This window comes from Streptomyces sp. NPDC026206 (assembly GCF_040638465.1).
Lineage (GTDB): Bacteria > Actinomycetota > Actinomycetes > Streptomycetales > Streptomycetaceae > Streptomyces.
Genome location: NZ_JBEZYL010000006.1, coordinates 171000 through 183567, shown reverse-complemented (window position 1 = coordinate 183567; position 12568 = coordinate 171000). Strand labels below are relative to the sequence as shown.

Below are 12568 nucleotides of genomic sequence, written 5' to 3'. Positions count from 1 at the left end.
TCAAGCACCGACCACGGTCGCACTGCGTGGCGACCCCGGCCCTGTGGCTCCCATGGTTCGGCGTGTTCAGGACGGCGGCGCGGTGAGCGCCCCCGGAGCGGCCCTGACCCGCCGGACCGCCCCCGCCGGCGGCCCGGGCGTGTTCCCGCAGCTCTTCCTCGCCGTCCTGTGCGGCGGCTACGCCACGGGCGCCGTCTTCGGCTGGGGCTCGGCCGAGCTGGCGGCCACCATGGGCGACTTCGGCCTCAGCGGGGCCGCCGGCCTCGCCGCCGCCTCCTGCTTCTGGTACGGCCGCACCCGCAGCACCCGCTTCCGTCCCGCCTGGCTGCTGTTCGCCGCGTCCTCCGCGATGGCCGGCTTCGGCAACTTCGTCTGGGGCTGGTACGAGGTCGTCCTCGGGCGGCACGTACCGAGCCCGTCCCCGGCGGACTTCTGCTTCCTGCTCTTCGCGCCGCCGGCCATCATCGGCCTCCTGGTGCTCGCCCGCCGCCCGGTCACCCGGGCCGGCTGGGTCTGCCTGGCGCTGGACTCCTGGCTGATCGGCGGCTCGCTGCTGACGCTCTCCTGGAGCCTGGCCCTCGCCCACACCGCGCACTTCGCGGGCGAGACCGTGGCCCACGCCGCGCTGTCCCTGGCCTACCCGCTGCTGGACATCGTGCTGGTGTCCATGGTCCTGGCGCTGCACTTCAAGCGCTCCTCCGCCAACCGCTCCGCGATCAACACCGCCATCGCGGCCCTCGCTCTGACCGTCCTGTGCGACGCCCTGTTCACGTCGCCGCTGCTGCAGCAGCACTACCGCTCCGGTCAGATCCTCGACGCGGGCTGGTTCGCGGGCTACATGCTGATGGCGTACGCGCCCTGGGTGGCCCGCGAGGAGGGCGACGAGCCCACCGGCCGGCGCGGCCGGCCCGTGCCGCCCGCCGGCCGGCCCATCGCCGGCTCCCTCGCCGCCCTGACCCCGTATCTGGCCGCCGCCGTCTGCACGCTGGGCATCCTGTACAACGTCCTGGACGGCCACCACGTCGACCGCGTCGTGCTGTTCACCGGCTGTACGGTCGTCCTCGCGCTGGTCGTGCGCCAGGGCATCATGCTGCTGGACAACATCTCCCTCACCCAGGAGCTCGCGCAGAAGGAGAACCACTTCCGCTCCCTGGTGCAGGGCTCCAGCGACGTCATCATGATCGCCGCGCCCACCGGGATACTGCGCTACGTCAGCCCCGCCGCCGCCGGGGTCTACGGGCGCGACGCCGAGGAGCTCGTCGGCTCCGAACTGGCCACGCTCATCCACCCCGAGGACCTGGGCCGGGTCGTCCACGAAGTGCGCCGCTTCCTCGCCGCACCGCCGGCCGAGGAGCCCACCACCCGCATCGAGTGCCGCTTCCGCTCCGGCAGCGGCGACTGGCTCAACGTCGAGTCCACCGTCAACCGCCACCACGGCGGCCTGATCTTCAACAGCCGTGACGTCACCGAACGCGTGCGGCTGCAGGCCCAGTTGCAGCACACCGCCGAGCACGACCCGCTCACCGACCTGCCCAACCGGGCCCTGTTCACCCGGCGCGTCCAGCAGGCGCTCGCCGGCCGCAGAGTCACCGACGCGGGCACCGCCGTGCTCTTCATCGACCTCGACGGCTTCAAGGCCGTCAACGACACCGTCGGCCACCAGGCCGGCGACGAACTGCTGGTGCAGGCCGCCCGCCGGCTCCAGGACTCGGTGCGCGCCGGCGACTCCACCGCCCGCTTCGGCGGCGACGAGTTCGCCGCGCTCATCATCGGCGACGGCACCCGCGACGCCGCCGCCCGCGAATACCGCATCCTGGAGATCGCCGACCGGCTCCGGCTCACCCTCTCCCAGCCCTACCTGGTCGAGGGCGGCACGGAGGTCCGCGTCGCCGCCAGCATCGGCGTCGCCTTCGCCGAGCCGGAGATCACCCCGGGCACCCTCATGCGCAACGCCGACCTCGCCATGTACCGCGCGAAGCAGGCCGGAAAGGGCCGCGTCGAGCTGTACGCCCCGCAGATGCAGGCCGACGTCGTCCGCCGCACCGAGCTCGCCACCCGGCTGCGCACCGCCCTGCACGACGGGGAGTTCGCGCTGCTGCACCAGCCCGTCGTGGAGCTGGCCACCGGCCGTATCACCGCCGTCTCCGCACAGGCCCGCTGGCGCTCGGCCCAGGGCATCCTCTTCACGCAGGACGAGTTCCTGCGGGTGGCCGAGATCGACCGCGGCGACGAGAGCGCCCGCACCGCCGAGCTCGGCCGCTGGACGCTGGAGAAGGCCGTCGAGCAGGCCGACCGGCGCCGCCGCGCCGGCCACACCGTGCCCGTGTACGTGCGCCTGTCCGCCGCCCGGCTGCTGGACAAGTCGCTGCCGCCCAAGAACATCGAGGCGATCGTCCTGCGCCACGGCCTGCCCGCCGGCTCCCTGGTCCTGGAGCTGTCCGGAAGCGACCCGCGCATCCCCCTCGACGAGCTGGAGCGACGGCTGGCGTCCCTGCACCGCTTCGGGGTGCGCATCGCACTCGACGGCTTCGGCAGCGGCTACGCCGCCATGAGCGCCCTGCGGCGGCTGCCCATCGACGTGCTCAAGCTCGACCGGGGCCTGGTCGACGGGGTCGCCGAGTCCGCCCGGCTGCACAAGATCACCGCAGGGCTGCTGCGGATCGCCGGCGACCTCGGCATGCAGTCCGTCGCCGACGGCGTGGACGAGCCCGAGCAGGCCCGCGCCCTGCTGGCCATGGGCTGCACCCACGGCCAGGGCACGGCCTTCTCCGGAGCCCTCGACGAGCACCGGCTGCGGCACGCCCTCGACAGTGGCCCGTACGCCCTCCCGAGTGAACCCGCCGATGGCGTGAATCAGCTGCTCGTCGGGGGTGCGCTGCCCGTGCGCTCCGCAGCGGTGGGCGGCGCGGGAGCTCTCGCGCATGCTCCATTGCGCTCAAATAATGAGACGCCCGTCCCACCCACTTGACACTTCAGGTGCACCGGAGGGAGGGTCGATCCCATGCGCACCCGAATTCTCGTACTTGGAAAGCGCGTCGGCTGAAGCAGGCCACTGAACAAGTCCTGCTGACCACTCCGGCGCGCTCCCCTCGCTTGCCTCACGGCACGAGGGGTTTTTTGTTGCACCGAAACCGTCGAAGTCGCACTGACACCCATCGAAACCGTCGAATCCGAAGCCTTCGAGAAGAGAATGTCGATGACAGAGCAGGCCACCGGGGCCCATCATCATCCGCAGCCGCGGGCCCGTAGCGGCGGGGCGCAGCAGCCCGCCATCGTCGAGCACCTCACCGGTGCGCAGTCCCTCATCCGCTCGCTGGAAGAGGTAGGGGCCGACATCGTCTTCGGCATCCCGGGCGGCGCGATCCTTCCCGCCTACGACCCGATGATGGACTCCTCGAAGGTCCGCCACGTCCTCGTCCGCCACGAGCAGGGTGCCGGTCACGCGGCCACCGGCTACGCGCAGGCCACCGGCAAGGTCGGCGTCTGCATGGCCACCTCTGGCCCGGGCGCCACCAACCTGGTGACCCCGATCGCCGACGCCCACATGGACTCCGTGCCGCTGGTCGCCATCACGGGGCAGGTGTCCTCCAAGTCGATCGGTACGGACGCCTTCCAGGAGGCGGACATCTGCGGCATCACCATGCCGATCACCAAGCACAACTGGCTGGTCACCGACCCCGCGGAGATCCCGCGGACCATCGCCGAGGCCTTCCACGTCGCCTCCACCGGGCGCCCCGGGCCGGTGCTGGTCGACATCGCCAAGGACGCCCTCCAGGCCCGTACGACCTTCGTCTGGCCGCCCCAGACCGACCTGCCCGGCTACCGCCCGGTCACCAAGCCGCACGCCAAGCAGATCCGCGAGGCCGCCAAGCTGATCACCCAGGCCGAGCGCCCGGTGCTCTACGTCGGCGGCGGCGTGCTGAAGGCCAGGGCCACCGCCGAGCTCAAGGTCTTCGCCGAGCTGACCGGCGCCCCCGTCACCACCACCCTGATGGCGCTGGGCTCCCTCCCCGACAGCCACCCGCTGCACGTGGGCATGCCCGGCATGCACGGCTCGGTCGCCGCCGTCACCGCGCTGCAGAAGGCCGACCTGATCGTGGCCCTCGGCGCGCGCTTCGACGACCGCGTCACCGGCAGGCTCGACTCCTTCGCCCCCTACGCCAAGATCGTCCACGCGGACATCGACCCGGCGGAGATCGGCAAGAACCGCACCGCCGACGTGCCCATCGTGGGCGACGCCCGCGAGGTCCTCGCCGACCTGATCGTCGCCGTCCAGGCCGAGCACGCCGAGGGTCACGTCGGCGACTACTCCGCCTGGTGGGCGGATCTGAGCCGCTGGCGCGACACCTACCCCCTCGGCTACGACCAGCCCGAGGACGGCAGCCTCTCCCCGCAGCAGGTCATCCAGCGCATCGGACAGCTCGCCCCGAAGGACACCATCTACACCGCCGGCGTCGGCCAGCACCAGATGTGGGCCGCGCACTTCATCGACTACGAGCAGCCCCAGACCTGGCTCAACTCCGGCGGCGCCGGGACGATGGGCTACGCCGTGCCCGCGGCGATGGGTGCCAAGGCCGGCATGCCGGACCGCACGGTCTGGGCCGTCGACGGCGACGGCTGCTTCCAGATGACCAATCAGGAACTGGTCACCTGCGCCCTGAACGACATCCCCATCAAGGTCGCCATCATCAACAACGGCGCCCTGGGCATGGTCCGCCAGTGGCAGACCCTCTTCTACAACCAGCGCTACTCCAACACCGTGCTGCACACCGGTCCCGCCGTCTCCAACGGCGGCTCCGCCACCGGCCCCGGCACGGAGCCCTGCGCCGGCACCCGCGTCCCGGACTTCGTCAAGCTCGCCGAGGCCATGGGCTGCGTGGGGCTGCGGTGCGAGGACCCGGCCCAGCTGGACGCGGTCATCGAGCAGGCGAACGCCATCAACGACCGCCCCGTCGTGGTGGACTTCATCGTCCACCAGGACGCGATGGTCTGGCCGATGGTCGCCGCCGGCACCTCCAACGACGAGATCCTCGCGGCGCGCGGCGTGCGCCCGGACTTCGACGGCATCGACGACGACTGACGGCATCGACGACTGAGAGAGAATCCCTAGGCACATGACCAAGCACACGCTCTCCGTCCTGGTGGAGAACACCCCCGGCATCCTTGCCCGAGTCGCCGCGCTGTTCTCCCGCCGCGGCTTCAACATCGACTCCCTGGCCGTCGGCGTGACCGAACACCCCGACATCTCCCGCATCACCATCGTCGTCAACGTCGAGTCGCTGCCGCTGGAGCAGGTCACCAAGCAGCTCAACAAGCTCGTCAACGTGCTGAAGATCGTCGAGCTGGAGGACAGCACGGCCATTCAGCGCGAACTGGTCCTGGTGAAGGTCCGCGCCGACAACGAGACCCGCTCCAAGATCGTCGAGATCGTCCAGCTCTTCCGCGCCAAGACCGTCGACGTCTCCCCGGAGGCCGTCACCATCGAGGCCACCGGCGGCAGCGACAAGCTCGGCGCCATGCTCAAGATGCTGGAGCCGTTCGGCATCAAGGAGCTGGTCCAGTCCGGGACGATCGCCATAGGGCGCGGCGCGCGGTCCATCACGGACCGCAGCCTGCGCGCCCTGGACCGCTCCGCCTGACCGGCCGCCGGCCCGGGACGGTCCGCGAGGGCCGTTCCGCACAGCGGTACCCGAAAACCTTTCCGCACCCGCCCGTCATACGGTGGGACGTACCACCGGACACACCGGAAACCAAGGAGATATCCCCAGTGGCTGCCGAGCTCTTCTACGACAACGACGCCGACCTCTCCCTCATCCAGGGCCGCAAGGTCGCGGTCCTCGGATACGGCAGCCAGGGCCACGCCCACGCGCTGTCCCTGCGTGACTCGGGCGTCGACGTCCGCGTGGGCCTCCACGAGGGCTCCACGTCCAAGGCGAAGGCCGAGGAGCAGGGCCTGCGCGTCGTCACGCCCGCCGAGGCCGCGGCCGAGGCCGACGTCATCATGATCCTCGTCCCGGACCCGATCCAGGCCAAGGTCTACGAGGAGTCCGTCAAGGACAACCTCAAGGACGGCGACGCGCTGTTCTTCGGCCACGGCTTCAACATCCGCTTCGGCTTCATCAAGGCCCCGGCCGGCGTCGACGTCTGCATGGTCGCCCCCAAGGGCCCCGGCCACCTGGTGCGCCGTCAGTACGAGGAGGGGCGCGGCGTGCCCTGCATCGCCGCCGTCGAGCAGGACGCCTCCGGCAGCGCCTTCGCGCTGGCGCTCTCCTACGCCAAGGCCATCGGCGGCACGCGGGCCGGCGTCATCAAGACGACCTTCACCGAGGAGACCGAGACCGACCTCTTCGGTGAGCAGGCGGTGCTGTGCGGCGGCGCGTCCGCGCTGGTGAAGGCCGGCTTCGAGACGCTGGTCGAGGCGGGCTACCAGCCGGAGATCGCCTACTTCGAGTGCCTCCACGAGCTCAAGCTCATCGTCGACCTGATGTACGAGGGCGGCCTGGAGAAGATGCGCTGGTCGGTCTCCGAGACCGCCGAGTGGGGCGACTACGTCACCGGCCCGCGGATCGTCACCGACCAGACGAAGGCCGAGATGAAGAAGGTCCTCGGCGAGATCCAGGACGGCACCTTCGCCAACAACTGGATGAAGGAGTACCAGGAGGGCCTGCCGAAGTACAACGAGTACAAGAAGGCCGACGAGGACCACCTCCTGGAGACCACCGGCAAGAAGCTGCGCAAGCTGATGAGCTGGGTCGACGACAAGGAGTGAGCCGCCTTTCCCGGGCGCCGGGCGGGCACCTCGTGCCCGCCCGGCGCCCGGGGCCGGTCCGCCGCGCGCGGTGTCGTCCACGGTGTCCGCCGGCGGTGTCCCTCCACCGTGTCCGTCCACCGAGGGGTGACGTTTTCGTATCGGCGCAGGCCCGGGCCGCATCCCCCGATACACTGCGGAGCACAAACGCGTCAGGCTCACAGCGTCGTGCGTCTTCCACGCGGCTGCCCCCTTCACCGCCTTCGGCCGTCGGGACGGCCGTCCGCGAAGGACTAGTGAGGACTGAGACCACGTGAGCCCTGCTTCGTCTCGCAAACCTGTCGTACTCATCGCCGAAGAGCTGTCGCCCGCCACCGTCGACGCCCTGGGACCGGACTTCGAGATCCGGCACTGCAACGGTGCGGACCGTGCCGAGCTGCTGCCCGCCGTCGCCGACGTCGACGCGATCCTCGTGCGGTCCGCCACAAGGATCGACGCCGAGGCGGTCGCGGCCGCGAAGAGGCTGCGGGTGGTCGCCCGGGCCGGCGTCGGCCTCGACAACGTCGACGTCTCCGCCGCCACCAAGGCCGGCGTGATGGTCGTCAACGCTCCCACCTCCAACATCGTCACCGCCGCCGAGCTGGCGTGCGGGCTCCTCATCGCCACCGCCCGTAACATCCCGCAGGCCAACTCCGCCCTGAAGAACGGCGAGTGGAAGCGGTCGAAGTACACCGGCGTCGAGCTCTCCGAGAAGGTCCTCGGCGTCGTCGGGCTGGGGCGCATCGGTGTCCTCGTGGCTCAGCGGATGTCCGCGTTCGGCATGAAGGTCGTCGCCTACGACCCGTACGTGCAGCCCGCGCGCGCGGCCCAGATGGGTGTGAAGCTGCTGAGCCTGGACGAGCTGCTGGAGGCCGCGGACTTCATCACCGTCCACCTGCCGAAGACCCCCGAGACGATCGGGCTCATCGGCGACGAGGCCCTGCACAAGGTCAAGCCGTCCGTCCGCCTCGTCAACGCGGCGCGCGGCGGCATCGTCGACGAGGCGGCGCTGGCCACAGCGCTGAAGGAGGGGCGGGTGGCCGCCGCCGGGCTGGACGTCTACGCCTCCGAGCCGTGCACCGACTCCCCGCTGTTCGAGTTCGACAACGTCGTCGCCACCCCGCACCTGGGCGCCTCCACGGGCGAGGCCCAGGAGAAGGCGGGCATCGCGGTCGCGAAGTCCGTGCGGCTGGCGCTCGCCGGTGAGCTGGTGCCGGACGCGGTCAACGTCCAGGGCGGCGTCATCGCCGAGGACGTCAAGCCGGGGCTGCCGCTGGCCGAGAAGCTCGGCCGGATCTTCACCGCGCTCGCGGGCGAGGTCGCCGTGCGGCTCGATGTCGAGGTGTACGGGGAGATCACCCAGCACGATGTGAAGGTGCTCGAACTGTCGGCCCTCAAGGGTGTGTTCGAGGACGTCGTCGACGAGACGGTCTCGTACGTCAATGCTCCGCTGTTCGCGCAGGAGCGCGGCGTGGAGGTGCGGCTGACCACGGGCTCGGAGTCGGCGGACCACCGCAACGTGGTGACGGTGCGCGGCACGCTCGCCGGTGGCGAGGAGGTGTCGATCTCCGGCACGCTGGCCGGGCCGAAGAACCTGCAGAAGATCGTCGCGGTGGGGGATCACGACGTCGATCTCGCCCTCGCCGATCACATGGCGTTCCTGCGGTACGAGGACCGGCCGGGTGTCGTGGGCACGGTCGGGCGCATCCTCGGCGAGGCGGGCATCAACATCGCCGGCATGCAGGTGTCGCGGGCGACGGAGGGCGGGGAGGCGCTGGTCGCGCTGACGGTCGACGAGTCGGTTCCGGCGCCGGTGCTCGCGGAGATCGCGGAGTCGATCGGTGCGGTGTTCGCGCGTGCGGTGAATCTGGCGGACTGACGGTCGCCGGACCTGCCAGGGCCCGGCCGCTCCCCTCGCGGGGTGCGGCCGGGCCCTTCGCGTGCGCGGCACGCCGTGGACTCAGCGGCTCGGGGTCCTGGCGTACTCGTCCCGGGCGGCGGCGTCGGCCGGGGCTGCCCCGGCCTCGCCGGGCCCCTCACCGGGGACGGTGTTCCGCAGGAACGTCACGGCGGCGAATGCCGCGAGGGTCAGGAGGGCGGCCCCGCCGAGAGAGGCGACGGTCATGCCGTGCGTGAAGGCGTCACGGGCCACGGCGAGCACCGACTCTCCCGTGCTGCCCGGCAGCCGGGCCGCCGCCCCGGCCGCCCCGCCGAGCGTCTCGCGGGCCGCGCCCAGCACGTCGTGCGGCAGGTCCGCCGGCAGCGAGCCGTCCAGGTCGTGGCGGTAGACGGCCGTGCCGATGGAACCGAAGACCGCCATGCCCAGGGCGGTGCCGAACTCCTGGCCGGTCTCCAGCAGGGAGGCGGCCGTGCCGGCCTTCTCCGGCGGGGTGGTGGCCAGCGCCATGTCCGAGGCGGGCGCCATGACGCTGACGATGCCGGCCGAGATGAGCGCGGCGCCGGCCAGGGCCGTGGCCAGTGAGTCGGTGTCCGCCAGGGCCAGTACGGCGTAGCCGGCGGCGCCGGCGAGGAAGCCGGCGGCCATGACGTAGCCCTTGTGCGTCCTGTGCGCCGCCGTCGTGGCGAACGGGGCCACGGCCGCCACCGCGAGCGAGGGGAGCAGTCCCCACAGGGCGGACTCCAGCGGGCCCATGCCGAGCACGCTCTGCAGGTACTGCGTGGTGAAGTAGGCCGAGCCCATCATGCCGGCCGAGGCGAGGGCGTTGAGGCCGATGCCGATGCCGAAGGCGCGGTGGCGGAACAGCTCGCGGCTGATCATCGGGTGGGGGTGCGTGCGCTGGCGGCGCACGAAGACGTAGCCGATCGCCAGGCCGGCGGCGATGCACGCGGCCATGGGCGGGCTGAAGCCGTCGGCGGCGATCTGCTTCAGGCCGTAGACCACGGGGAGCACCGCGCCCATCGACAGCGGGACGCCGAGCAGGTCGAAGGCGCCGGGCTGCGGGTCCTTGTGCTCCGGTACAAGGACGGGCACGAGGACCAGCAGCAGCACCATCGCGGGCACGTTGATCAGGAAGACCGAGCCCCACCAGAAGTGCTCCAGCAGCACACCGCCGACCACGGAACCGAGGGCGATGCCGCCCGCCATGGCCCCGGACCAGATGCCGACCGCCTTACTGCGCTCCTTGTCGTCACGGAACAAATTGCGCACGAGCGCCATCGTCGACGGCATCAGGGTCGCGCCGCCGATGCCGAGCAGGGCGCGGGCCGCGATGAGCATCTCCGCGTTCCGTGCGTAGGCGGCCGCGACGGATGCCGCCCCGAACGCCGCCGCGCCGGCCAGCAGCAGCTTGCGGCGGCCGATGCGGTCACCGAGCGAGCCCATCGTGATCAGCAGACCCGCGAGGGCGAAGGCGTAGACATCGAAGATCCACAGCTGCTGGGTGCCGGTGACGCCGAGATCCTCGCTGATGACGGGGACCGCGTAGAAGAGGACGGAGACGTCCATCGAGACCAGGAGGAGAGGCAGCAGGAGGACGACGAAGGCCGTCCACTCCTTGCGCCCGGCGAGAGGTGCGCTGTTCTTCATGCCGGTGAATATACGGATGTCTTAAACACTTGTCTAGAACGCTTGTATAAGACGTCTGTCTGGAACGGGTGTATGCCGGTCGTTAGGCTGCGGGCATGGGACATCGTGAAGATCTGCTCGACGGCGCCAAGCGCTGCCTGCTGGAGAAGGGCTGGGTGCGTACCACCGCGCGCGACATCGTGGCGGCCTCCGGTGCCAACCTCGCCTCCATCGGCTACCACTACGGCTCGAAGGACGTCCTGATGATGGAGGCGTTCCTGAAGCTGACGGAGGACTGGGGCGAGAGGATCGGCCGGACCCTGGAGGGCGCCGCCGAGCCCGGCGTCACCCGTGAGGAGCGGATGGCCGCCGTCATCGACGGCATCGTCGGGAGCTTCGCGGCCGATCGCCGGTTCTGGGCCGCGCAGCTGGAGGTGATGGGCCAGCTGGGCAATCACCCCGAGCTCCGTGAGCGGTTCGCCGCGGTGCTGCCCCAGGGGCGGGAGGGTCTGGTCGCCATCTTCGAGGGCGTGGACGACACGGAGGTCCCGGGCGGGGCGGTGCGCACCGCCGGCTACCTGTACTACGCCCTGTTCACCGGGTTGTGGGTGCAGTGGCTCATCGACCCGCAGCAGGTGCCGAAGGGGCGGGACGTCGTCGAGGGGATGCGCCGGGCGCTGGAGGGCACGGTGCTGGACGCCCCGCGGAAATAGCGTTGCGCGGCGGCCTGTTGGCGGTGCGTACTGGACGTAACCGGGATGTATTCGCTGTACTGGTTGCCCGAGGACACCAGTACGTATGTCTGGGAGGTTGCTCATGACCGCGACCGGCACCCGATCCACCACGCCGCCCGCTCCCGCCTTTCCTCAGGACCGCACCTGCCCGTACCAGCCGCCGGCCGGCTACCCCGAGCTCGCGGCGCGGGGGCCGGTGGGCCGCATGACCCTCTACGACGGCCGCCAGGTGTGGGCGGTGACCGGGCACGCCGAGGCCCGCGCCCTGCTGATAGACCCGCGGCTCTCCTCCGACAGGAAGAATCCCTCCTTCCCGGTCACCGTGCCGCGCGTCGAGGACCAGGCAGCCGTCGACATCCCGCTCCTGGGCTTCGACGACCCCGAACACGGCCGCCAGCGCCGCATGCTGATCCCGCGCTTCAGCCTCAAGCGCGTCGCCGCCATGCGCCCGGGGATGCAGGCCGTCGTGGACGACCTCATCGACGCCATGCTCGACCGCGGCCCGCAGGCCGACCTCGTCTCCGCCTTCGCCCTGCCCCTGCCGTCGATGGTCATCTGCCGGCTCCTGGGAGTCCCCTACGCCGACCACGACTTCTTCGAGGGCTGCTCCCGCGCGCTGCTCTCCGCGGATACCGCGCAGGAGTCCCGCGTGGCACGCGAGGACCTGCGCGCGTACCTCCGCCGGCTCATCGACGCCAAGCAGTCCACCACCCCCGGCGGCGGCCTCCTCGACGAGCTCGTCGCCGAACGGCTCGCCGAGGGCCACCTCGACCGCGACCAGCTCGTCATGACGGCCCTGATACTGCTGGTCGCCGGCCATGAGACCACGGCCAACATGATCGCCCTCGGTACGTACACCCTGCTCGAGCACCCCGGTCAGCTGGCCGCGTTGCGCGCCGACCCGGGCCTGATGCCCGGCGCCGTCGAGGAGCTGCTGCGCTACCTGTCCATCGCCGACGGGATGGTGCGCGTCGCCACCGAGGACATCGAGCTCGGCGGGCACACCATCCGCGCCGGCGACGGCGTGCTCCTGCCCGCCTCCGTCATCAACCGCGACGCCGCCGTCTACGAGCGCCCCGACACCCTCGACGTCCGGCGCTCCGCCCGGCACCACGTCGCCTTCGGCTACGGAGTCCACCAGTGCCTCGGCCAGAACCTGGCCCGCGCCGAGATGGAGATCGCCCTCACCACCCTCTTCGCCCGTATCCCCACCCTGCGCCTCGCCGTTGCTCCTGACGAGGTGCCCATCAAACCCGGCGACACCCTGCAAGGCCTCTACGCCCTCCCGGTCACCTGGTGACCGAAGAACGGAGCCCCGCCATGCGCATCAGTATCGACTCCGACATCTGTATCGGCTCCGGCATGTGCGCCCTGACCGCGCCCGGGGTCTTCACCCAGGACGACGACGGCTTCGGCACCGTCCTGCCGGGCCGTGCGGACGGCGCCGGGGACCCGCTCGTGAAGGAGGCGGTGCGCGGCTGTCCGGTGCAGGCCGTCAGCATCGAGGAATGACTGGTCAGG

Annotated in this window: 9 protein-coding genes; 8 read left to right on the top strand and 1 reads right to left on the bottom strand. The window is 71.1% G+C overall.

Going from position 1 to position 12568, the window contains the following annotated elements; translation table 11 throughout:
* Positions 1–52 precede the first annotated feature (52 nt).
* From AB0F13_RS12215 to serA, 5 genes are all read left to right on the top strand, one after another.
* Positions 53–2968 (top strand): EAL domain-containing protein, encoded by a 2916-nt coding sequence (locus AB0F13_RS12215; RefSeq protein WP_362079275.1) that lies wholly within the window; start codon positions 53–55, stop codon positions 2966–2968.
* Between the two features lie 222 nt (positions 2969–3190).
* Positions 3191–5080, top strand: coding sequence for an acetolactate synthase large subunit (locus AB0F13_RS12210; RefSeq protein ID WP_362079272.1), 1890 nt, complete (start codon positions 3191–3193; stop codon positions 5078–5080).
* Positions 5081–5114: 34 nt separating this feature from the next.
* Positions 5115–5639, top strand: coding sequence for an acetolactate synthase small subunit (gene ilvN / locus AB0F13_RS12205; protein WP_362079269.1), 525 nt, complete (start codon positions 5115–5117; stop codon positions 5637–5639).
* 128 nt (positions 5640–5767) lie between these two features.
* Positions 5768–6769 (top strand): ketol-acid reductoisomerase, encoded by a 1002-nt coding sequence (gene ilvC, locus AB0F13_RS12200; protein WP_362079266.1) that lies wholly within the window; start codon positions 5768–5770, stop codon positions 6767–6769.
* A gap of 292 nt (positions 6770–7061) precedes the next feature.
* Positions 7062–8666, top strand: coding sequence for a phosphoglycerate dehydrogenase (gene serA, locus AB0F13_RS12195; protein WP_362079263.1), 1605 nt, complete (start codon positions 7062–7064; stop codon positions 8664–8666).
* Positions 8667–8747: 81 nt separating this feature from the next.
* Here the strand turns inward: serA and AB0F13_RS12190 are convergent, their stop codons facing one another.
* Positions 8748–10334, bottom strand: coding sequence for an MFS transporter (locus AB0F13_RS12190; RefSeq protein ID WP_362079260.1), 1587 nt, complete (start codon positions 10332–10334; stop codon positions 8748–8750).
* A 95-nt stretch (positions 10335–10429) separates the two neighbouring features.
* On the opposite strand from AB0F13_RS12190, the gene AB0F13_RS12185 reads away from it, so the two are divergent.
* The 3 genes from AB0F13_RS12185 to AB0F13_RS12175 all read left to right on the top strand — a co-directional run bounded on the left by AB0F13_RS12185 (position 10430) and on the right by AB0F13_RS12175 (position 12559).
* Positions 10430–11026 (top strand): TetR/AcrR family transcriptional regulator, encoded by a 597-nt coding sequence (locus AB0F13_RS12185; protein ID WP_362079257.1) that lies wholly within the window; start codon positions 10430–10432, stop codon positions 11024–11026.
* A gap of 103 nt (positions 11027–11129) precedes the next feature.
* A complete protein-coding gene (locus tag AB0F13_RS12180; RefSeq protein ID WP_362079254.1) occupies positions 11130–12347 on the top strand; it encodes a cytochrome P450 in 1218 nt (405 codons plus the stop codon).
* Between the two features lie 20 nt (positions 12348–12367).
* The gene (locus tag AB0F13_RS12175; protein WP_362079252.1) at positions 12368–12559 is read left to right on the top strand and encodes a ferredoxin; all 192 of its coding nucleotides are present in this window, start codon (positions 12368–12370) and stop codon (positions 12557–12559) included.
* Positions 12560–12568 lie beyond the last annotated feature (9 nt).

Coding starts and splice junctions, on each gene's coding strand:
- AB0F13_RS12215 (WP_362079275.1), top strand. CDS start 53: ATGGTTCGGCGTGTTCAGGACGGCGGCGCGGTGAGCGCCCCCGGAGCG.
- AB0F13_RS12210 (WP_362079272.1), top strand. CDS start 3,191: ATGTCGATGACAGAGCAGGCCACCGGGGCCCATCATCATCCGCAGCCG.
- ilvN (WP_362079269.1), top strand. CDS start 5,115: ATGACCAAGCACACGCTCTCCGTCCTGGTGGAGAACACCCCCGGCATC.
- AB0F13_RS12190 (WP_362079260.1), bottom strand. CDS start 10,334: ATGAAGAACAGCGCACCTCTCGCCGGGCGCAAGGAGTGGACGGCCTTC.
- AB0F13_RS12185 (WP_362079257.1), top strand. CDS start 10,430: ATGGGACATCGTGAAGATCTGCTCGACGGCGCCAAGCGCTGCCTGCTG.
- AB0F13_RS12180 (WP_362079254.1), top strand. CDS start 11,130: ATGACCGCGACCGGCACCCGATCCACCACGCCGCCCGCTCCCGCCTTT.
- AB0F13_RS12175 (WP_362079252.1), top strand. CDS start 12,368: ATGCGCATCAGTATCGACTCCGACATCTGTATCGGCTCCGGCATGTGC.